The organism is Aequorivita sublithincola DSM 14238 (assembly GCF_000265385.1).
In the GTDB taxonomy this organism is placed as follows: Bacteria; Bacteroidota; Bacteroidia; order Flavobacteriales; family Flavobacteriaceae; genus Aequorivita; species Aequorivita sublithincola.
The window spans coordinates 3,111,172-3,132,356 of record NC_018013.1 but is presented as its reverse complement, the minus strand read 5'-3'; the positions used below and the strand labels follow the sequence as shown (position 1 = coordinate 3,132,356).

19 protein-coding genes are annotated in these 21,185 nt (G+C 36.5%); 16 read left to right on the top strand and 3 right to left on the bottom strand.

Going from position 1 to position 21,185, the window contains the following annotated elements; genetic code table 11:
• Window positions 1-50 precede the first annotated feature (50 nt).
• Window positions 51-1,331, bottom strand: a complete 1,281-nt coding sequence (locus AEQSU_RS14320; protein ID WP_014783588.1) for a PQQ-dependent sugar dehydrogenase — start codon at window positions 1,329-1,331, stop codon at window positions 51-53.
• A 421-nt stretch (window positions 1,332-1,752) separates the two neighbouring features.
• Between AEQSU_RS14320 and AEQSU_RS14315 the strand changes: the two genes are divergently transcribed.
• Window positions 1,753-3,303, top strand: a complete 1,551-nt coding sequence (locus AEQSU_RS14315; protein WP_014783587.1) for an NAD(P)/FAD-dependent oxidoreductase — start codon at window positions 1,753-1,755, stop codon at window positions 3,301-3,303.
• 164 nt (window positions 3,304-3,467) lie between these two features.
• Here the strand turns inward: AEQSU_RS14315 and AEQSU_RS14310 are convergent, their stop codons facing one another.
• A complete protein-coding gene (locus AEQSU_RS14310) occupies window positions 3,468-3,896 on the bottom strand; it encodes an FKBP-type peptidyl-prolyl cis-trans isomerase (protein WP_014783586.1) in 429 nt (142 codons plus the stop codon).
• A 236-nt stretch (window positions 3,897-4,132) separates the two neighbouring features.
• On the opposite strand from AEQSU_RS14310, the gene AEQSU_RS14305 reads away from it, so the two are divergent.
• The 15 genes from AEQSU_RS14305 (at window position 4,133) to AEQSU_RS14235 (ending at window position 20,419) form a co-directional block, all read left to right on the top strand.
• Window positions 4,133-4,897 (top strand): hypothetical protein, encoded by a 765-nt coding sequence (locus AEQSU_RS14305; protein WP_014783585.1) that lies wholly within the window; start codon window positions 4,133-4,135, stop codon window positions 4,895-4,897.
• A 21-nt stretch (window positions 4,898-4,918) separates the two neighbouring features.
• A complete protein-coding gene (locus AEQSU_RS14300; RefSeq protein WP_014783584.1) occupies window positions 4,919-6,943 on the top strand; it encodes a CHAT domain-containing protein in 2,025 nt (674 codons plus the stop codon).
• Between the two features lie 49 nt (window positions 6,944-6,992).
• Complete coding sequence (locus AEQSU_RS16270; protein WP_014783583.1) at window positions 6,993-8,426, top strand: alpha/beta hydrolase; 1,434 nt, start codon at window positions 6,993-6,995, stop codon at window positions 8,424-8,426.
• Between the two features lie 315 nt (window positions 8,427-8,741).
• Window positions 8,742-10,055: an aspartate aminotransferase family protein gene (locus tag AEQSU_RS14290; protein WP_014783582.1), complete on the top strand. Its 1,314-nt coding sequence runs from the start codon at window positions 8,742-8,744 to the stop codon at window positions 10,053-10,055.
• A gap of 3 nt (window positions 10,056-10,058) precedes the next feature.
• Window positions 10,059-10,997, top strand: a complete 939-nt coding sequence (locus AEQSU_RS14285; RefSeq protein WP_014783581.1) for a carbon-nitrogen hydrolase family protein — start codon at window positions 10,059-10,061, stop codon at window positions 10,995-10,997.
• A 63-nt stretch (window positions 10,998-11,060) separates the two neighbouring features.
• Window positions 11,061-11,468 carry a VOC family protein gene (locus tag AEQSU_RS14280; protein WP_014783580.1) on the top strand — a complete coding sequence of 136 codons (408 nt, stop codon included), beginning with the start codon at window positions 11,061-11,063 and terminating at the stop codon, window positions 11,466-11,468.
• 3 nt (window positions 11,469-11,471) lie between these two features.
• The gene (locus tag AEQSU_RS14275; protein WP_014783579.1) at window positions 11,472-14,231 is read left to right on the top strand and encodes an aminotransferase class I/II-fold pyridoxal phosphate-dependent enzyme; all 2,760 of its coding nucleotides are present in this window, start codon (window positions 11,472-11,474) and stop codon (window positions 14,229-14,231) included.
• Between the two features lie 27 nt (window positions 14,232-14,258).
• The gene (locus AEQSU_RS14270) at window positions 14,259-15,869 is read left to right on the top strand and encodes a biotin carboxylase (protein WP_014783578.1); all 1,611 of its coding nucleotides are present in this window, start codon (window positions 14,259-14,261) and stop codon (window positions 15,867-15,869) included.
• A gap of 197 nt (window positions 15,870-16,066) precedes the next feature.
• Window positions 16,067-17,422, top strand: a complete 1,356-nt coding sequence (locus AEQSU_RS14265) for an NAD-dependent succinate-semialdehyde dehydrogenase (protein WP_014783577.1) — start codon at window positions 16,067-16,069, stop codon at window positions 17,420-17,422.
• 32 nt (window positions 17,423-17,454) lie between these two features.
• Complete coding sequence (locus AEQSU_RS14260; protein ID WP_014783576.1) at window positions 17,455-18,279, top strand: mechanosensitive ion channel family protein; 825 nt, start codon at window positions 17,455-17,457, stop codon at window positions 18,277-18,279.
• 302 nt (window positions 18,280-18,581) lie between these two features.
• Window positions 18,582-18,851: a GNAT family N-acetyltransferase gene (locus tag AEQSU_RS14255; RefSeq protein ID WP_014783575.1), complete on the top strand. Its 270-nt coding sequence runs from the start codon at window positions 18,582-18,584 to the stop codon at window positions 18,849-18,851.
• Window positions 18,851-19,099 carry a hypothetical protein gene (locus AEQSU_RS14250; protein WP_014783574.1) on the top strand — a complete coding sequence of 83 codons (249 nt, stop codon included), beginning with the start codon at window positions 18,851-18,853 and terminating at the stop codon, window positions 19,097-19,099. The genes AEQSU_RS14255 and AEQSU_RS14250 overlap by 1 nt, the downstream gene beginning before the upstream one ends.
• A gap of 12 nt (window positions 19,100-19,111) precedes the next feature.
• A complete protein-coding gene (gene msrA / locus AEQSU_RS14245; protein ID WP_014783573.1) occupies window positions 19,112-19,606 on the top strand; it encodes a peptide-methionine (S)-S-oxide reductase MsrA in 495 nt (164 codons plus the stop codon).
• Window positions 19,607-19,616: 10 nt separating this feature from the next.
• Window positions 19,617-19,898: a DUF427 domain-containing protein gene (locus AEQSU_RS14240; protein ID WP_014783572.1), complete on the top strand. Its 282-nt coding sequence runs from the start codon at window positions 19,617-19,619 to the stop codon at window positions 19,896-19,898.
• A complete protein-coding gene (locus AEQSU_RS14235; RefSeq protein ID WP_014783571.1) occupies window positions 19,895-20,419 on the top strand; it encodes a peptide-methionine (S)-S-oxide reductase in 525 nt (174 codons plus the stop codon). The genes AEQSU_RS14240 and AEQSU_RS14235 overlap by 4 nt, the downstream gene beginning before the upstream one ends.
• Before the next feature lie 202 nt (window positions 20,420-20,621).
• Here the strand turns inward: AEQSU_RS14235 and AEQSU_RS14230 are convergent, their stop codons facing one another.
• Window positions 20,622-21,134, bottom strand: a complete 513-nt coding sequence (locus AEQSU_RS14230; protein ID WP_014783570.1) for a c-type cytochrome — start codon at window positions 21,132-21,134, stop codon at window positions 20,622-20,624.
• Between the last annotated feature and the right edge of the window lie 51 nt (window positions 21,135-21,185).

Sequence of the window (21,185 nt, the reverse complement as noted above, 5' to 3'; positions counted from 1 at the left end):
CCCAAATTCACAAATTCACTGATTCCAAAATTCACTGATTCACAAATTCACTACTTAGAATAACTAACTTTCCAAATAACATTTCCAGCATCATCATTTACCAGCAAATCACCCTTTGGGGTAACGGTTACATCCACTGGACGGCCGTAAACATCACTTTTATTTTTATCAGCTATAAATCCTGTGAGGAAATCTTCAGGTTGTGAAGCCGGTTTTCCATTTTCAAATGGAATGAAAACAACTTTATAACCTGAAAGTATAGAACGATTCCAAGAGCCATGTTGCCCCACAAACAAACCATTTTTATATTTGGCAGGAAAAGTTTCCGCATCGTAAAAAGTCAATCCCAAGGAAGCTGTATGCGGTCCAACGGAAACATCAGGAACTATTGCCTTTGCAACTAAATCTAAACCTTTTCCATCCATTCGTGGATCTTTTAACTGACCAAAATAAGAATAAGGCCAGCCGTAAAATCCGCCTTCCTTAACACTAGTAACGTAATCTGGGACCAAATTGTCGCCAAGTTTGTCCCGTTCATTCACAGCGGTCCAAAGCTCACCCGTTATAGGATTCCAGTCCATTCCCACTGGATTTCGCAAGCCACTAGCATATATTTTTTCGTTTTTACCGTCAAGATCAACGACCAGAATATTCGCACGACGAAATTCTTCGTCCATACCGTGTTCCGCAACATTACTGGCAGAACCTACAGAAATATATATCTTGTCTTTGGCTTGATTCATTATAATATTTCGAGTCCAATGATTATTGTAACCACCCGCAGGAAGTTCAACAATTTTTTCACCTTTGGAATCTTTAAGAGAAAGCTGCCCTTCTTTGTATGGATATTTATAAAGTCCGTCTGTATTGGCAACGTAAAAGCTATTACCAATAACCAACATCCCGAAAGGTTGTTTTAAATCTTCTAAGAATGTTTCACGCACTTCCGCTTTTCCATCGCCATCTTTATCGCGCAACAAAGTAATTAAACCTGCGCTGCCACGAGTATTCGCTTCACATACAAACATATCACCATTTGGAGCAATGTACGTCCAACGTGGATTTTTAAAACCATCGGCAAATTTTGTAACTGTAAAACCTGCGGGTGCGTTAGGCATCTTGCCTTCTGGCCAATCCTTCATATTATTGGTATTGGCGACTGATTTTGTAGCGAAAGGTTTGGGTAAAATAATTGGTCCCAAAGCAGTTTGAACGGTATCAGCTTCTTGCATTATTTGAGTGGAGGCAATGGCTTGAGATTTTTTTTGTTCAGATTTGCAGGAATAGAAAGTGATGGAGAGTAATACAGATAATAGGAGAAATTTTTTCATAATTTTAATTTGAACTAAAAATAGCCAATAAGGATTCGATTAGTGGGAAGTAGTAGAAAGTTTAATGAATTTTTAACTTGATGGAAAGGTGAATTGGTGAGTTAGTGAATAGGTGAATAGGTGAATAGGTGAGTAAGTGAATAGGTGAGTTAGTGAATAGGTGAGTTAGTGAATAGGTGAGTTAGTGAATAGGTGAGTAATTGAATCGGTGAGTATGTGAATAGGTGAGTAGGTGAGTATGTGGGTAAGTGAGTCTGTGAGTAAGTGTCCCGATAGCTATCGGGACTGTGAGTAGGTGGACAATATTTAATTGTTTCAAATTGAATTTATTCATATATAATTCTACGAATTCACAGATTCACAGATTAACAAATTCACGCATTCACAAATTCACCATTTAAAAAAATTATCTTTGCGCTCTATGAGTAGATTGGTTCAAATAGCGGTTTTACCTCGGCAACAGGAAGATTTAGATTATATATTGGAGATTGCTTTGGAAAAAGAAAAACTTCGTAAAGATGGAATTAGTGATTGGAGAATCCGCAAGCGATCTATTGATGCAAGACGAAAACCGATAAAACTAAATCTTCAGATTGAATTATGGTTGAAGGATGAAAAGCGAGAAATCATTCCGCCGTTTATTCCGCAAAATGTTTCTTCTGCTAAAGAAATAGCAATCATTGGTGCGGGCCCTGCGGGCCTTTATGCTGCACTTAGAGCAATTGAAGCAGGGTTGAAACCTATCATTTTTGAACGCGGAAAAGACGTTCGCGAACGTAGAAGAGATCTTGCTGCAATAAACAAGGAACAAATTGTAAATCCAGAAAGCAATTATTGTTTTGGCGAAGGCGGTGCAGGAACCTATTCCGACGGAAAACTTTATACGCGTTCAAAAAAGCGTGGCAACGTGCTTAAAGCTTTGGAATGGTTTGTTCACTTTGGCGCAGATGAAGATATATTAGTAGATGCGCATCCGCACATTGGTACAAATAAACTTCCTAAAATTATTACTTCAATGCGAGAAACAATTATTGAAAATGGAGGGGAAGTGCATTTCAATACGAAAATGACAGATATAAGGTTGAGAGATGATGCTATTGAAGCCATTCAAATAAATAATAAAGAATGGCTTGAGTTTGATAATGTAATCCTTGCTACGGGTCATTCGGCGCGTGATATTTTCTATTTACTTCACGAAAAAAACATTAAAATTGAAGCCAAACCTTTCGCTATCGGCGTTAGGGTGGAGCATCAGCAGGAACTTATAAACTATATTCAATATCATGGGGAAGATGACAATCCATATCTCCCACCAGCAAGTTATGCTTTGGTAGAACAGGTTGATGAACTTGGAGTTTATTCATTTTGTATGTGTCCCGGCGGAATTATTGCGCCTTGCGCCACGGAACAGGAAGAGGTGGTCACCAACGGTTGGAGTCCTAGTAAACGCAACAATCCGTATGCAAACTCAGGAATTGTAGTAAGCGTAGAACCGAAAGATTTGCCGAATTATAAGGAAGGAGATCCGTTTGTGTGTCTCGATTTTCAAAAAGAAGTTGAAAAACGTTGTTGGGAAGCAGGAGGGAAGACTCAAAAAGTTCCTGCCCAAAGAATGATTGATTTTGTGGAAGGAAAAATTTCAGAAGATTTTCCGAAGACATCTTACCAACCTGGAATTGTTGCCGCAGATTTGAATGAAGTGCTTCCTTCACTTATTTCAAAACGTTTAAAGAAAGCATTCGTAGCTTTTGGAAAAAAGATGAATGGATATTATACAAATCAAGCCGTGCTACACGCGCCAGAGAGTCGGACTTCTTCACCTATAAGTATTCCAAGAAATCCTGACACTTTGGAACACGTTGAAGTAAAAGGGCTATACCCTTCTGGCGAAGGTGCTGGGTATGCGGGAGGTATTATTTCTGCGGCCATTGATGGGATTAATTGTGTGGATGCTATTTTTAATAAAAGGTGAGTATGTGAATAAGTGAATTCGTGAGTTCGGGAGTTTGTAGTTTTAAAATCTGATATATAGGACATTTGAAGTTAATTTCACCTATTCACCCATTCACCCATTCACCTATTCACAAAAAAAAGGCCACCTCTCGGCAGCCTTCATATATATTCTTCTGAAAAAAATTACTTTATCTCTAGCAATTCCAATTCAAAGGTTAAATCCTGACCAGCAAGTGGGTGATTGGCATCTACGATTATAAAATCATCTTTTACATCGGCAACACGAAGTTGGCGCTCAGAGCCATCAGGGTTTTTAGACATAAGTCCCATTCCTACTTCTGGCTTTATTTCCTGTGGTAGGTTTTCATTAGGTATTTTTTGGAAAAGCTCTTTTTGAACTTCGCCGTAAGCTTCTTCTTTAGGGATGGTTATGGTTTTCTTTTCATTCACTTTCATATCCACCAATCCTTTTTCAAAACCAGGTATTAAACGGCCTTCACCGAGTTTTACCTCAAGTGGTTCGCGTTGAATTGAACTGTCGAACACCTGTCCGTCGTTCAGTTTTCCTGTGTAATGAAGTTTTACGGTTTCATTTCCTTGTACTTGACTCATAATTTTGTTTTTTCAATTATTGTTCAATAAGTGGCAAAACTATGGGTTTCAATGCCCAATTCCACGAAATAGGGCGATAAATAAGGTGGTTTAAGGAAATATTAACGTCTTTTTTATTCAGAATTCATTGGTTTCCAATTTCTTAAATTATATAGAAGTTTGTTTTACTGCTTTAAATTTGAAGAATATTTAGAAATATTGATTAATTTAATGGCTGAATTCAAAAAATAATTTTTATGACAACCAAACAATATATTCAATCTCTTGAATTGCAGGATCCAGTAATGGCCTTTCCCGCACCGCGAGTTACTCGAAGTCAAAATTCTGATGTGCCAAAGACATCGGATAGTGAGCAATCTTTTTTAGCAGATAAAACCATAGTTTCCTTTGCTGCTGGCGTTAGTCAACAATCTCGGAAAGATGTTTTGAATTGTACGCTAGTTGCGCAGATGGTAGCCAATAAAAAATACTCTTCGGAAGATAAGGATGCTATTAATTGGTGTAAAGAATATGTAAAAGTGCTTTCAAATTTGGGATGGGTATTAGAAGGCGGTGATGTAAATACTTATGAAGCCAAAGGCAGTATTTTAAAGGTAGAGAATGTGGTTATAGATATTTTAGTTAGTGCATTTGGCAATAGTTTTATCGGGTTAATAACAAAAACCCTAAACGCTCTTAAAACTAAAAAGGAAAGTAAAAATCTCATTGCTTTTGAAGCAAATAGCATGCCTTTGCAGAAAAGTTGTTTTCAGTTGGCCGCTGCTGTGGAAAAAAATGATACGGTTATGCTTCAGGTTGGCACCTTCTTGCTTACGTCCAGTACCAAAATGAAGCATATTTTGTTTTTTGAATTTGCCCAAGACAAAACCAAATTAGAATACATAAACCGTCGAGCTACCTTAAATATTGAGAGTTTTGCGAAAAACAGGAATGATGTTTTAGCCTTAATTCAGAATAAAGTAGGGGATTATATTTCTGAAATAGATTTATATAGCCGATAAAACTTTATTTGCCACTACAAATTGACAACGTCCATACTCAATAGCATAATTGAAGAACCCCAATTCGGAGAACATTCGGTATTGGAAGCTATTGTTAAATATCCACAATTGTTAAACTCAGACAATTGGCAGATTATGGATGATTGGAGACATCAACAGCAGGGGGAGTATTATAATCGTGCTCTTTTTTTACTGAAATTAGTATCAAAAGTATCAAAGATTCAAGATCAAATTGAAGACGAAAACTTATTGTTGAAGACAGAACGAGAGGATAGCCTAATTCATATTAAAACGGCGAATGCTTTTTTGAATGCAGACCAAACGCCAAGTGCTATAGAAGAATACCTTAAAGCAATGCAAGTTGCTATTAAAAATAAGGATCACAAAATTGTAAGGAATTTATTGCTACAACTTATAAACCTAATTCCCGAGTTTGATTTAAAAAGTGCACACGCTATACTTTCTAAACTTTCTGGCAATGCTTTTGTTTTAGAAGCCTTCCGCAGTTCTGTTTTAAATGAATTACAACATCAATTATATAATGGAATTCTTCGTATTTATATGGACAATCAGCCTGTTAATAGTGAAGCGCTTCTGCTTTTATTGCAGCATTTAAAGGGATTTGCTTATGGTGCGATGTTGAAACTTCCCACGGAATTACCAAATCCCGATTGTTTGGGAGTAGAACTGCTTAAGAAAATTCAAGTTGTTGAAAGTCAACAAGAAATCTCACAACAAGAAGGAGTAATTCCTGCAATTGACGAAGAAATGTTGATGTCCGCCTACCTAGGTGAAAAAGAAAAGCAGGAGGAAAATAGTCTTGAAACTAAAATTAAAAACCTTCAAATTGATTTTGATCGTTGGCTAAAGAACTATATGCTGAAAGATATTGAGCATGGTGATTATCCGTTGCTTTTTTTAAAAGATGTACAAGATGCCATTGGTAAGGACACGGTGCTTTGCATTCAGTTTATGGCAGGAGATGCTTTTGGAAAAGCAGCAAATTATTTTTTATTAATTACTAAAGAAGATGTAAAAGCAAATTATGCCGTAGACGAAAATATGCCTGCTGGGAATGTGGAAATTTCTAGTGAAGGAATAACAACAAATACTTCTGTACTTGCCTTTAACGTGCCTGATGTGCGAAAAGAAATTCAAGATACACCTTATGGCTATGAAAACTGTACCACAAAAGGTTTAGAACTGCTTGCCACAGATTCCGAAATGTTGTTAGGACCAATCACTCCATATTTGGAAGCCTATAAATTGGCTGGAAAAACTCACCTTATGATGCAGCCACATGGGGCGTATCATTATTATCCATTTCACCTTTTGCCTTATAAAGACGGTTTACTTTGCGATGAATGGTTAGTAACGAGCTTACCGAACTTACATTTATTAACATTAAAACAAAACTACGCAACTCCAGACATACAATTTGTTGAAATGGCATCCTTTGGTCTTGGTTATGCTAAAGCCTCAAAATTAAATATTCCAAAGCTTGCCAATGCTATTGCAGAAGCCAAAAAAGTTGCTAAAATATTTAAAAATAAGGCGCTTACAGATAAAAATGGCGATGCAACCGAAGCTAACTTTATAGAAGCTTTTACTGTTGCAAAACGAATACATTTATGTGCCCATGGTAAAATGAATGTAACGGCACCCGCATTTCAAAATGTACTTTTAATATCTTCAAAACATAATGGAGATGGGCTTCCCGCGTGGCAATTGATGGATCTGAATGCTGAAAATGTAGATTTGTTAACCTTAAGTGTTTGCGAAACAGCCTTGGGTAGGTTTGATGTTATGGATAATCTTCAGGGTATACCCGCAGCTTTCCTAAAGGCAGGTGTAGCTACTATAATCGGTAGTTTATGGGAAGCTGAAACTATGTCTTGCGAAACTTTTTTTGTTAGTTTTTATACAGCAATTAAAGAAGGAAAAAGTAAAAAGGAATCGTTTCAAATAGCACAGCGACATACCAGAAAAAATCATCCAGAGTATCGTGATTGGGGAAATTTCTTCTACCTAGGAGCGGTTGATTGAAATTTTTCATCATTAGTTAAGCATTTTATAAATTTCTTATAATACAGATATGGAAACTCAACTTATTTTTGAATTGGGCTGCACAAATATTCGGAACGTTCAAATAGCAATAGATAATATTGAAATAGACCAAGCGCTATGGATAAAGCAGAAGAACAGCAAATGGGAAATGGAATATTCTATTGTAGGAAAAAGGAATATAATTGTAACTATTATTATCACCGCTGAACAGAATGAAACCGCAACATTACAATTAAGAAGAAAAGGGGATCGTGAGAATATTGGCACATATTCTCTTAATGTAAAAAAAGACAATACGGCCGAAACAAAACTGGTTATATTTATAAATAAGCCATATACAGATCCGTTTATTTTCAAAAAAGATATTGAAGCAATGCCTTCACCAATACCGTACCCTTCTATGGCTGAGAGGCCTCCATCAGTCTCTAGGCAAACCCGTAGCCAAAATAAAAAGAGCATCCCTCCAGAAGCTAAGGATGATGGTAGTTTTGATGTTTTGGTGTTTTTTGCCACAGACCGTAATACATACTTAAAAAAGAACAAAATTAAATTTGGAGTGGAGCGTGGCGCTCTCAAATATGGCACTGTGTCGGTTAGTATTCCGAGGAATAGGAAACTAGGGGATATACCTCGTCCTAAATGGTGGAAATTGCAATTTCGCGAAAATGCTGATAAATATGTAATGATATTGGAGCAGAAAATTATAGCTAGAAATAAATTTTTCAGAAGCCTTAAGGAAACTATCGCAACTTCAGATGAAAAAGATGCTTTTGTTTTTATGCATGGCTATAACGTATCTTTTGATGAAGCCGTTATGCGTACCGCACAAATAGCCCATGATGTGAGTTTTAAAGGTGCACCTATATGCTACAGTTGGCCATCAAGAGCAAGCGTGGATGGTTATATAAGTGATTTGGACAATGTAGAATATAGTCACAAACACATTCTACAATTTTTAAAAGATTTACAGCAAGAAACAAAGGCCAAAAAACTACACTTAATTGCACATAGCATGGGCAATCGAGCATTAACAAGGGCTTTAGTTGAACTTCAAGAAGAAAATTATTTTAAAGAGGAAACTAAATTCACTCAAATTATACTTGCCGCACCAGATATAGATGCGCAGATTTTCATCAACGATATTGCTCCCATGCTTTTAGGAAGTACAACTGGTCAAGTTACACTCTATGTTTCTTCCAAAGATAAAGCTTTGGGATTTTCACGCAACTTGCGCAAGCACTTACGAAGAGCTGGTGACGGAGGAGAAAACATTGTATGTGCAAAAGGAATAGAAACCATAGACGCAAGCCAAGTAGATACTAATTTTATAGGCCATGGTTATTTTGCCGAAACTAAAAGCTTATTGGATGATATAACTACGATTCTTGAAAAGAACGAAACGCCTGACGAACGCAAATTAAAGTCAATAGTTAAAAATAATTTTACATACTGGACTTTTTAAAGTGAAAATTGATAAACGTCTTTGTTTAGTTTAATTTGGCTAAAATATTAAACTTTTCAAGTTTAAATTTCCACTTTTATTCATCCCTATATTTTTTGCGCGGTTCATTATCAAGGCAGTGGAAAGAATCAATACTGGAATGTGGCCTCACATCAATTGCTATTTCGTAAAGTGTTTAATTATAAATCTTGGTTGCCTGAATATAAATTTTTTAAAAGATTTTATTTTTATACATTTCCAACCTATTAAAATATTCCTAAACCTTATATTAGTTTTTTTAATTTTAAGTATATTATCAAATAATTCCTAATCTATATGTTAAAACAATTGACAAAATCTGAAGAACTTCTGGAAAGAAGAAAAAATGTAGTGCCTAACGGAGTTGGATTATTCAACACCACAACTGTAAGAGAGGCCAAAGGAGCAATTATTATTGACGAAGATGGTCGCGAGCTGATTGACTTTGCTGGAGGTATAGGTGTAGTGAATGCAGGTCATTGTCCCGAGCCTGTTGTAAAAGCAATACAAGAACAGGCTGCAAAATATATTCACACCAGTTTCAACGTAGTAACTTACGAACCTTATTTGGAACTTTGCGAAAAATTGGTTGAGATACTTCCTCATGGTGAACGAACCAAAGCAATGCTCGTTAGCACAGGGGCCGAAGCTGTTGAAAACGCAATTAAAATAGCACGCCAAGCTACCAAAAGACAGGGCGTTCTCTGTTTTACTGACGCGTTTCACGGCCGAACGTTAATGGCAATGACGCTTACCAGTAAAATTGATTATAAAATTAACTCTGGGCCATTTGCTCCAGAAGTTTATAGACTTCCATTCCCGAATTTTTATCGTTATCACGGTACTTTAGATATGGATGCTTTTGTAGCTAAAGAGCTAGAAAAACTTTGTGAGAGTGCAAAAAATCTAGTGGATCCAAATAGTTTGGCTGCTGTAATTCTAGAACCAATTCAAGGGGAAGGCGGTTTTAATCCTGTGCCACAAAAATATTTTGAAGGACTTCGTAAATTCTGTGATACTTACGGCATTATGCTTATTGCGGATGAAATACAAAGTGGCTTCGGAAGAGTAGGAAATTGGTCCAGTTGGCAGAATTACAACGTAACGCCAGATATTAGTACTTATGCCAAATCTCTTGGTTCCGGAATGCCAATTGCCGCCATTTTAGGTAGAGCAGAAATAATGGATGCCGCTGGACCAAGTACCATTGGTGGAACTTATATAGGCAATCCAATTTGTTGTGCGGCAGCTCTTGCAACCATCCAAATGATGAAAGATGAAAATCTAAACCAACGTGGTATTGAAGTCGGTCATATTATAGAGGAACGCTTTAAAAAAATGCAACAGAACCATCCAGAAATAGGCGATGTACGTGGAATGGGTGCTATGATGGCGATGGAATTTGTAAAGGACAAAGATCCACACCAACCAGATGGTGAGCTATGCGGCAAAATTGTAAAAGAATGTGCCGAAGAAGGCCTTATTATAATTAACGCAGGAACTTATAAAAATATAATTAGAGTGCTTTGCCCATTAGTAATTACGGATGAACAACTTCACAAAGGCCTTGACATTCTAGAAAACGTAATAAATAAATCAACCCAACACTAAAATATGAAGCCATTCACAATTGCAGGAATCCAAATGAGAGTTTCCGCCACCCAGAGCAATCTGGAAATGATGAAATTAAAACTAGATATTACAATGCACCTCTATCCGTCCGTGCAAATGGTTATGTTTAGCGAATTATGTGCGTACGGTCCTTTAACATATTATGCCCAGGAAGTTCCTGGGGCATTTGAAAAGGAAATGCAGGCTATGGCGAAAAAATATGCAATATGGCTTTTGCCGGGCTCAATTTTTGAGAAGGATGGCGATAAAATCTACAATACCGCCACTGTAATTAATCCAAACGGAGAAATTGTGACGCGTTACAGAAAAATGTTTCCCTTCTATCCTTTTGAAGTAGGCATTACTCCTGGTAATGAATTCTGCACTTTTGAAGTTCCAAATGTTGGAATCTTCGGAGTTTCCATTTGCTATGATATGTGGTTCCCAGAAACAGTCAGAACCCTTGCTGTTATGGGTGCCGAAGTAATTCTTCACCCCACAATGACGGGAACAATGGATCGAGAAATAGAACATTCCATCGCGCAAACAATGGCGGCAGTTAACCAATGTTTCTTTTTTGACATAAATGGTTTAGAAACTGGAGGTATTGGCTGTTCCACAGTTTGTGGTCCAGACGGAAGAATAATGTATAAGGCAGGTGCTACTGAAGAGATATTTCCTATTGAAATAGATATGGAACGCGTAAAACGAAGTAGAGAACTTGGTGTAATGCGTTTGGGGCAACCGCTTAAAAGTTTCCGAGACAATCTTGGCGATTTCAGTATTTACGCACCGGGAGCCAAACATCCCTATTTAGATTCACTGGGACCTCTAATTAAGCCAACAAAGGTGGACAAACTAGAGAAACTCAAAAAGTTGGAGAGCGAAATAGAACTTCCCGTAAGCGTAATGAGTTATAAAGGTGATCACAATGATAATTAGATGACTTATAAGTTTTTATAATTCAATCAAAACAAATTTTAATAACACTTAAATAAACTAACTATGGGAACAATGTCTACAAAACCGAAACCAGCAAACAGCAAGATGAAAGATTTTATCACTTGGTTCGAAATACCAGTACTAAATATGGAAAGAGCAACGAGCTTTTATAACCATATTTATGGTATAAAGATGAAAACAAATGAGGTAAAAGATTATGCGATGGCAATTTTTCCAGTGACAACTGGTATTGGCGGGGCTTTGGTAATGGGGCAAGGTTGTATTCCCAGTGAAACAGGTTCGTTAGTTTACTTGAATGGTGGGAGAAACCTTCAGCCCATTCTCGATAAAGTGGAAGAAGCTGGCGGCCGCATTATTATGCCAAAAACGAAAATTAGTGATGATGCGGGATATTTTGCTCTTTTCACAGATTCCGAAGGTAATAAGCTTGCAATTAATTCGAAAAAATAAAAGATGTCCAACAAAAAAAAGACTATTAGTGCTCCGTATTACAGTATAGGCCAACTACGCCTTGCCACTTGGCGAGATCTGAAAAGAGAAAGTGCGTCGCTAGCACAATCAAAAAAAGGATCAAAGTCCGAAGAAGAATATGTTGAGACAGTAAAGAGTTTTTTGAAGGACATTAAAACCATTGAACAATATTTTGTATATCCAGGGAAAATAAGGCTTGAGAAGCTTTGCCAAGCACTCAATAAAGAAGAATACGTTTCCTTAACGCACAATATTTCTGAAATAAACAGACAACTAGTAAGCGATGAATATTTAAAATATCCCACTTCTACTCATTCTGAAGATGGTGAGCCCGCTGGGGACGATATGCGTGAGCTTTCCTCTGGACAAAAGAAAAACTATTTTGAGGTTCTTTTTGTAGAAGACCTTCCTGCCAAAGATGAAGTTGCCCTTCACGAGAAATTGGATGAGATTCGAGAACCGAACGAACAGTTCACTTATAATTTTTTGGTGCAACCATCCTTTCAGGACGCTTTGATTGCGTTAATCTTCAATCCAAATTTGCAGGCTGCGGTTATTCGTTATGCGCCACATTACGCTTCAACAAATATTTCAGAATTGCTGAAACCTTATATTCAAAATGTTCTTAAAATAGATTTAGAAAATAGACCTGAATACGAATTGGGACCGCTTTTAGGCGAAATGGTTAGGCAGTTTAGACCAGAATTAGACACATATTATGTTACCGATACTTCTCTTACGGATTTAAAAGACAGTACTTTACGACAGTTTAGCCGAATCTATTATCGAAAAGAAGATTTACAAGAATTACACTTGGGAATAGTTCGTGGCGTTCGTGAACGTTTTGATACTCCGTTTTTTAGTGCGCTGAAAGAATACAGTCAGAAACCCACTGGTATATTTCACGCGATGCCAATTTCTCGTGGAAACTCTGTTTTCAAGTCCCGCTGGATAAAAGACTTTGGTGAATTTTATGGTAGAAATATGTTTTTGGCAGAAACTTCGTCAACAACTGGTGGATTAGACTCTTTGCTTCAGCCAACAGGACCATTAAAAAAGGCACAAGAAATGGCCGCCCAAACTTATGGAGCGCAACGTACATTTTTTGTTACAAACGGAACTTCCACCGCAAATAAAATTGTTTTACAAGCTATTATTGAACCTGGAGACTTGGTGCTAATTGACCGTGATTGCCATAAGAGTCATCATTATGGAATGGTTTTATCTGGTGCCTATCCTGTTTATTTAGATTCCTACCCGATTGAGGAATACTCTATGTATGGAGCGGTTCCCTTAAAAGAAATTAAAGAAAAATTACTTCAACTTCGGGAAGCCGGAAGGTTGGATAAAGTAAAAATGTTGTTGCTTACCAATTGCACTTTTGACGGTATTGTTTACAATGTTGAAAAAGTAATGCAAGAAGTTTTGGCAATCAAGCCAGATATGATTTTCCTTTGGGATGAAGCTTGGTTTGCTTTTGCGGGCTTCACCTATATATATAAGCAAAGAACAGCAATGTTTTGCGCAAAGAAACTTTTTGACAAATACAGAAGTGAAGCGTATAGAAAGGAATACAAAAATCATATAAAACAGCTCGCGAAAGGGGAAGAATCCAAGATGCCGGATCCAGATAAAGTCTGCATTCGAGTTTATGCCACACAAAGTACACACAAAACTTTGAGCAGTTTCCGCCAAGGATCTATGATTCATATCTGGGATGAAGATTTCAGAAAAAAATCTGAGAATACTTTTTTGGAAGCCTATATGACGCATACTTCCACTTCGCCAAACTACCAAATGCTTGCTTCGCTTGATGTTGGAAGACGTCAAGCTGAATTTGAAGGTTATGAAATGGTGGAAAAAAGTATTGAAATGGCGATGGTACTTCGCGCAAAAGTGACCAATAACCCACAATTGAGTAAGTATTTTGACGTACTGACGGTAAAAGATTTTATTCCTTCAGAATACCAAGAAACGGGACTCGTAGAATATTACGCCCCAGACACAGGATGGAATAGGATGGAAACTGCTTGGGAAAAGGACGAATTTATGCTCGATCCCACAAAAATTACATTATTTATAGGAAGAACGGGAGTAGATGGCGATACCTTCAAAAATAAATATTTGATGGATCAGTTTAATATTCAGATTAACAAAACCTCACGAAACACGGTGCTGTTTATGACAAATATTGGGACTACCCGCGGAAGCGTTGCCTATTTGACTAATGCACTGTTGAAAATTTCTGAACAATTGGATGAAGAATTCCGTTCGTTGAACAGTCGTGAAAACGAGATTGCACAAAAGCGAATCAATTCACTTATAAATGAAGTTCCGCCTTTGCCAGATTTCAGTATGTTTCACAGTTCGTTTAGAGCGGTTCCAAATGTTCCAGGAGGAAATATTCGCGAGGCCTATTTTATGGCCTATAATGAAGAAAATTACGAATACTTTCCGCTTCGCGATTGCAAAAAAGCAATGGCAGAGGGTAGGGATTTAGTAGCTTCATCTTTTGTAATCCCTTATCCGCCAGGTTTTCCCGTACTGGTTCCAGGGCAGGTTGTAAGTGAAGAAATTATCAACTTTATGTTGGCGCTAGACGTAAAGGAAATTCACGGTTACCGCGCAGACCTCGGTTTGCGTATTTTCCGTGACAGTGTGCTAAACCGTCAGAAAACCGCAACCGCCCTAGGCGCAATGGGTATAGGTATTGGAATGGGAAATTCAAAAAAGAAAAAATAGTAGAATTAATATTAAAACAAAACAATTATGAGTACAGATAAGCCGACTACCAAAGCTAAAACTAAATCGAAAGATAAAGAAAAAGCTAAATCGAAACCAATCCCGAAAGCTATCGGGACGAAAGCGAAAGTTTCTGCTAAAAGCAAGGACAAGGTAACTATTGCAAAAAAGGCTGAAAAACCCGTTCCTGTGCTCAATGGAATTCCAGATATTAGACGTTTCTTTTATAAAAACGAAACACCGATATATTTTATCAGCGCCACTAATTTCAATCTTTTGGGAGCGGATGAGTGGATTAAGGGATTCAAATTTATTAACTATATAGAGTGTTTTGATGGGCTTCACCCAAATTCTTTTACACCTAAGGAAGAAATTCCGCATGATGAATTTGAAAGTATTGAAGACATTAACAACTACCTTCTTCAACATCCAGAAGTTCAGGAATATATAAAATCAAGAAAGAAAGGAAAGAACGCCGGGAAAGTAATGTTCCTAATGTTTACTGAAAAAACGGAAAAACTAGCAAAAAAACTTGGATTGGAAGTTATGTTTCCTTCCGCCAAGATGCGTATTGGTTTGGACAATAAGGTAAATACAAACCGTATTGCTGAAAAGGCTGGTGTGGCTTGTGTTCCTAACGTTCTTTCGAATGTGAAGGATTACGCACACCTTCAAAAAATATCAAAAAAGTTAGGAAATGATTTAGTGATCCAAACACCATTTGGTGATTCTGGACATACCACTTTCTTTATTTCAAACGAAGAAGAATACAAAGAGCATTCAGAAGAAATTGAAGCTGAAAAAGAAGTAAAAATTATGAAACGCATCAATTGCCGTGGTACTGCAATTGAAGCTTGCGTTACGCGTCACGGAACAATTGTGGCACCGCTGATGACCGAGTTAGTTGGTTTTAAAGAACTAACGCCATACAAAGGGGGTTGGTGTGGAAATGAAATTTTTCCAGAATCATTTCCACCTTCTGTTAGAAAAAAAGCTCGGGAATATACTAGTCTCTTTGGAGACCAATTGCGAAAGGAAGGCTATAAAGGCTATTTTGAATTAGACTTTTTGATAGACCAAGACAATGGTGAAATCTATCTCGGAGAATTAAACCCTCGAATTTCAGGTGCTAGCTCTATTACAAATCACGCTGTATTTGCTCTTGCAGATGCGCCGCTCCACCTTTTTCATATGTTAGAATATATGGATGTTGATTATAAATTGAACGTAAAAGCCATCAACAGACGTTGGGCCAAGCAGGAAAACACCGATAGTTGGAGTCAGTTAATTATAAAACATACTAAAAAAACTATTGAACAAGTAACAGCTGCCCCGAGGTCTGGTATCTGGCAAATTTTTGACAACGGTCACATTAGGTTTAACCGTATGGATACGCACCGTAGAGCTGTGGAAAGCGAAAGTGAAGCGTTTTTTCTACGCATTACTAATGCTGGTGATTATTTATATGAAGGTGCAGATATGGGTATTTTAGTAACCCGCGGTAGGATGATGACAGATAATTTTAATCTCACCCAACGAGCGAAAACTTGGATTACGGCTATTCAAAATAATTATACTTCAACCGTGTTGGAAGATAAAAATGAGTATCCAGAAATTATTGGACACCTTACTAAGTAATTTAAGATTCAATCCCGAAGTTTCGGGACAAGGTTCAAGATTTAATATTCATGGTTCAAATACAAACCTCAAAGGTTTCAAAATCTTTGAGGTTTGTTTAATTAAAAAATAAATTCCGGTGTGCAATTTGACAATATTACCCAAAATCTAGAGGGATTATTGTCAAAATGCACACCGGGTAAATAAAGACTTATTTAATGGAATTTAAAAGTATAAACCCTTACAACGGTACAATAGTTGGAACTTACACTGCCGAAACGGATGAGGGCGTTTCAAAAAAGTTAGATGATGCCGAGATAGCCTTCAAATCCTGGCGAAAAGTTCCGTTGCAAAAACGAGCTGAGATGATGGTCAAAGCAGGAGAAATTCTAAAGGAAAATGTGGAAGAATACGCAAAAATGATTTCCTTAGAAATGGGGAAACCATTATCAGAATCGCGTGCAGAAGTGAACAAATGCGCCACGGTTTGTGATTATTACGCCAAAAATGCAGAAAAGTTTTTAGCAGATGAAATCATTGAAACCGATGCTCGAAAAAGTTTTGTGCGCCACGACCCAATAGGTGCTGTGCTTGCGATTATGCCTTGGAACTTTCCTTTTTGGCAAGTATTTCGATTTGCCGCCCCAACGCTTATTGCTGGTAATGTTGCAATTTTGAAACACGCTCCAAATGTTTTTGGATGTGCTGAGCAAATTGAAGCTATTTTTAAAAAATCAGGTTTTCCTGAAGGCGTCTTTCAGAATTTAATAGTGCATCACGACAAGACTGAAACTATTATAGCACACGACGCTACAAAAGCAATAACGCTAACTGGTAGTGAAAGGGCAGGAGCGGCAGTAGCGCAGATTTCAGGTAAATACATCAAAAAAACATTGCTCGAATTAGGTGGCAACAACGCCTTTATCGTTTGGGACGATGCCGATATTGATAAAGCCGTGGCAACAGCACTCAAAGCCCGAATGCTTAATTGTGGACAAAGTTGTATCGCTGCAAAACGCTTTATTTTGATGGAAAATATTTATGAGGAATTTGTTTCAAAATTTACCGTTGCAGTGAAGAATTTAAAATCTGGCAATCCTTTAGAAGATGGTGTTCAGGTTGGACCTTTGGCACGAAAGGATTTGGCAGACCAACTTCAGGAGCAAGTAAGAAAATCTATTGAAATGGGAGCAGAACTTCTTTTGGGAGGAAAACAAAATGGAGCCTACCACGAACCCACCGTTTTAGGAAACGTAAAACCTGGAATGCCTGCTTTTAGTGAGGAAACCTTCGGTCCATTGGCCGCAATGATAAAGGTAAAAACTATTGAAGAAGCCTTTGAACTTTCAGAACAATCAAGATATGGTCTGGGCGTTACAGTCTGCACCACGAATATTGAAAAAGCATTGGAATATGCTGGCGAAGTGAGTGATGGCGCCTACTTTATAAACGAATTGGTTAAAAGCGATCCAAGACTTCCTTTTGGTGGCGAAAAACGCTCTGGTTACGGACGTGAACTTTCTAAAGACGGCATGATGGAGTTTATGAATAGGAAGACTGTTTACGTGAAGTAATTGAAATTGGTAACTTAAATTGCAAATAAGGTATGGATAAGTTTAAGGAATTATTAAATCTAGTGGTATTTCAGTGGGGAGATCATAAAATACTTGTCTCAAATTTTATTACAGTTTTACTGATTATTATTGTTACCAAGTTAGTATTGTGGTTAATTAGAAAAACACTTTTTAAGGTATATAATTCTCAAAGGGTGGATCACGGAACAACTTATGCGGTGTACCAAATTATAAGTTATATATTTTGGGTAATTTCTTTTACCTTAATTTTAGATGCTTTTGGAGTAAAGTTAACTTTGCTTTTGGCCGGTTCTGCTGCTTTGTTGGTTGGTATTGGTTTGGGTTTACAGCAAACCTTTAACGACGTAGTTTCAGGAATTATATTACTTTCAGAAAGATCCATAAAAGTTGGTGACGTTTTAGAGATTGACAATGAAATTGTAAAAATACAGACTATAGGTGTTCGAACTTCAAAAGGGCTAGACCGGAATGATATTTCAATAATAATTCCAAATTCATTAATAACTACAAACAAGGTAATTAACTGGAGCCATCAATCTAAAAAAACAAGATTTTCAATAACTGTTGGCGTGGCTTATGGAAGTGATGTAGATAAAGTAATTAGACTTTTGGAAGAATGTGCTATAGATCATCCTGATATTTATGAAGGGGAACATTTAGAGGGAAGGCTAGTAGGTTTTGGCGCCTCCTCACTGGATTTTAAACTTCTCTTTTATAGTCGAGATAGTTTTAGAATTGAAAAAATGAAAAGCGATATTCGAATAATTGTCTATAAAAAATTTACAGAGAATGATATTGTTATCTCCTTTCCACAGTTGGATTTACATATCAAATAAAAAGCAACAGTATAAATTATTTTTTTCATGTTTTGTTTTCAGTGATTTTTATTTGAATACTGATAGTGCAATTGAGGTTTTAAAAGTAATTTTATAATTAATATTCACCACAAAGAGCGCAAAGAAGCCACAAAGCTCACAAAGAATCTTCTTTGTATACATTGCGAAAAACCTCTTTGAGCTTTGTAGTTAAAAACAAAAACATGTTCGCTATTCCAACAATAGCCATTGACAGAAAGAAGTTATGCAATTCTTATAAAGAACATATACAAAAATGAATTAATAAACTAATACCTGAAATTTTGGAAATAAAACACGACAAAGAAAATAATAGATTTACGTTAGATATAAATGGTGAAATTGCAAAAGTAGATTATACATTGAAAGATAATACGATGTATTTGAATCATTCAGAAGTACCATATAATCTGCGCGGACAAGGAATCGGAAAAGATTTGGTTGAAAAAACCTTCGAGAAATTAACCGAGGAAGGATATAATGCCGTTGCAGTTTGCAGCTATGTAAAAGCAGTTGCAAAACGCAGTGAAAAGTGGAGTAAAATTATTGCTTAATGATACTTTCAAAAATTCAGAATTTACGACTTGGGTATTCAGAAGTATTTTACAACCATAAAAAGTATGGCGTTACTCGAACCGATTTCAACAGCGGTAGAAGCATTAAAATATATGCTGAAGAATTGGGCGGTAATGATTTTGTAAGCCTAAATTATTATATTACCAATATGAGAGAAAACCTGAAACCCTGCGAAATGTCTGAGAGTAAGGTCATCGATTTTATAAACAATTACAAATTAATTTAAACAAAATGAAAAATGAATAATAATAAAAAAGCATATATAGCAGGAGGTTGTTTCTGGGGAATGGAAGACCTTTTTAGAACTCGCCCAGGAATTAAAGATACTGAAGTAGGTTATATAGGAGGTAGTAATGAAAACCCAACTTACGGAAGCCATCCAGGTCATGCCGAAGGAATTGAAATTACTTACGATCCAAATGAAACTTCTTTTAAGCAGATTTTAGATTATTTTTTTAGAATTCACAATCCAACAACAGTGGACAGACAAGGAAACGACATTGGTTCCAGCTATCGTTCTGCCATATTTTTTCAAAGTGAAGAAGAAAAAGCAGAAGCTAAAGAAGTAATAAAAATTGTAAATGATTCCAAAAAATGGGATGGGGAAGTTATGACTACTTTAGAGCCTTATTCAAAATTTTGGCAAGCAGAACCAGAACATCAGGATTATTTGGTGAAAAAACCAGATGGTTATACTTGTCATTTTGAGCGATTTGACACAAGTTTTATTTAAAAATTCAATTATGAAAGCGATTTGGAACAATAAAATCATAGCCGAAAGCGATAAAACCGTTGTAATAGAAAACAACCATTACTTTCCGCACGATAGCATTAAGAAAGAATATTTTAAAAGTACTGATACTCATTCAACCTGCCCATGGAAAGGTGAAGCATCCTATTATACCGTTGAAGTTGACGGAAAACAAAATAAAGATGCCGCTTGGTATTATCCAGAAATTTCTGCGCAAGCAAAAGGAATTAAAAATCATGTAGCTTTCTGGAAAGGAGTGGAGGTGATAAAATGATAAGTCAAAATGAAAAAATAGCCTTGGGCGGTGGTTGCCATTGGTGTACAGAGGCTGTTTTTCAAGTACTTAAGGGAGTTGTAGAAGTGGAGCAGGGTTATGTGGCATCAAGTGGTGAAAACGAATCTTTTTCAGAAGCAGTAATTGTTCATTTTGATTCAGAAATCATAACGTCGAAGACTTTGATAGAAATTCATTTGCATACTCATAAAAGTACCTCAGATCATAGTATGCGAACTAAATATAGATCTGCCATTTATACTTTTTATGAAACACAAATTAAGGTCGTAACTCTTATTTTAGAAGGGTTTCAGAAGGATTTCGACCAAAAATTGATAACCCAAGTTTTTCCTTTTGAAGCATTTAAAGCTTCTAGAGAATCAATTCAAGATTATTATCAAAAAAATCCTGAAAAGCCTTTTTGTAAAACTTTTATCAATCCAAAATTGCTATTATTGTTAGATCGATTTTCAGCCCATATACGCTTGGACAAATTAAAACATTTGGAAGAGGAAGCGTAGGAAGCAAACTCAGTATTGAAAAATAAGTTCTAAATAAGAAAAGTTACAGCCTTTCCAAAAACCATTTTAAAATATGACTACTGCTTAAAAATTCTTTATTTTACACTAAAGAAATCAACAAATATATTCTTCAAGATAACATCAACATAAATAAATATCAAGTGAGGCATTTAAAAATTTTGGAAAGTAGATTGGTTATTGATTATTCTTTTTCCATGGCTTTCTCTTTTCTATTATCCCTATTTGGATCATAGGTTTTATACATCTTTCCCATTTGCGATAAATACTTTTCAGGATTTGATGTTCCGCGATGGCACAACACGCAGTTTACAACATGCACTTGTTCTGGTTTTGGGTCGGGGAAGTAAGGCTTAAAATAATTCTCATTGATTTCATTGGTCATTTTTATCATTCCACGAGCAATTTCCTTCTCAATTTTATCATCATTCGGAAAATCTAATTTTGTTGGGTCAACTTTGCTAGTTGCATGACAATAATTACATTTTACACCAAGGGAATTTTCATAGTTTTTCATTAGACCTATTAAGCTATCCTTTGTTATATCCTTCGGAAGGACTTTCAGATTGTCCCAAGGAGGTTGCGGTGAGTAGCCCTGATCGGCTCGGGAATGAGCTTTAAAAGCATATAGACTCAGGACCAATGTAATAATTCCTATCCCAGAAAAAAGCGCGAGTAATTTTTTGTTTATTTTCATAATAACTTTGTTTTGACTAAAAAGAAATAGCAATGTTAAGGTATGAAAAGT

What these genes read in the sequence shown, in the direction of transcription:
- AEQSU_RS14320 (WP_014783588.1), bottom strand. Translation starts at nt 1,331, where the DNA reads ATGAAAAAATTTCTCCTATTATCTGTATTACTCTCCATCACTTTCTAT.
- AEQSU_RS14315 (WP_014783587.1), top strand. Translation starts at nt 1,753, where the DNA reads ATGAGTAGATTGGTTCAAATAGCGGTTTTACCTCGGCAACAGGAAGAT.
- AEQSU_RS14310 (WP_014783586.1), bottom strand. Translation starts at nt 3,896, where the DNA reads ATGAGTCAAGTACAAGGAAATGAAACCGTAAAACTTCATTACACAGGA.
- AEQSU_RS14305 (WP_014783585.1), top strand. Translation starts at nt 4,133, where the DNA reads ATGACAACCAAACAATATATTCAATCTCTTGAATTGCAGGATCCAGTA.
- AEQSU_RS16270 (WP_014783583.1), top strand. Translation starts at nt 6,993, where the DNA reads ATGGAAACTCAACTTATTTTTGAATTGGGCTGCACAAATATTCGGAAC.
- AEQSU_RS14290 (WP_014783582.1), top strand. Translation starts at nt 8,742, where the DNA reads ATGTTAAAACAATTGACAAAATCTGAAGAACTTCTGGAAAGAAGAAAA.
- AEQSU_RS14285 (WP_014783581.1), top strand. Translation starts at nt 10,059, where the DNA reads ATGAAGCCATTCACAATTGCAGGAATCCAAATGAGAGTTTCCGCCACC.
- AEQSU_RS14280 (WP_014783580.1), top strand. Translation starts at nt 11,061, where the DNA reads ATGGGAACAATGTCTACAAAACCGAAACCAGCAAACAGCAAGATGAAA.
- AEQSU_RS14275 (WP_014783579.1), top strand. Translation starts at nt 11,472, where the DNA reads ATGTCCAACAAAAAAAAGACTATTAGTGCTCCGTATTACAGTATAGGC.
- AEQSU_RS14270 (WP_014783578.1), top strand. Translation starts at nt 14,259, where the DNA reads ATGAGTACAGATAAGCCGACTACCAAAGCTAAAACTAAATCGAAAGAT.
- AEQSU_RS14265 (WP_014783577.1), top strand. Translation starts at nt 16,067, where the DNA reads ATGGAATTTAAAAGTATAAACCCTTACAACGGTACAATAGTTGGAACT.
- AEQSU_RS14260 (WP_014783576.1), top strand. Translation starts at nt 17,455, where the DNA reads ATGGATAAGTTTAAGGAATTATTAAATCTAGTGGTATTTCAGTGGGGA.
- AEQSU_RS14250 (WP_014783574.1), top strand. Translation starts at nt 18,851, where the DNA reads ATGATACTTTCAAAAATTCAGAATTTACGACTTGGGTATTCAGAAGTA.
- msrA (WP_014783573.1), top strand. Translation starts at nt 19,112, where the DNA reads ATGAATAATAATAAAAAAGCATATATAGCAGGAGGTTGTTTCTGGGGA.
- AEQSU_RS14240 (WP_014783572.1), top strand. Translation starts at nt 19,617, where the DNA reads ATGAAAGCGATTTGGAACAATAAAATCATAGCCGAAAGCGATAAAACC.
- AEQSU_RS14235 (WP_014783571.1), top strand. Translation starts at nt 19,895, where the DNA reads ATGATAAGTCAAAATGAAAAAATAGCCTTGGGCGGTGGTTGCCATTGG.
- AEQSU_RS14230 (WP_014783570.1), bottom strand. Translation starts at nt 21,134, where the DNA reads ATGAAAATAAACAAAAAATTACTCGCGCTTTTTTCTGGGATAGGAATT.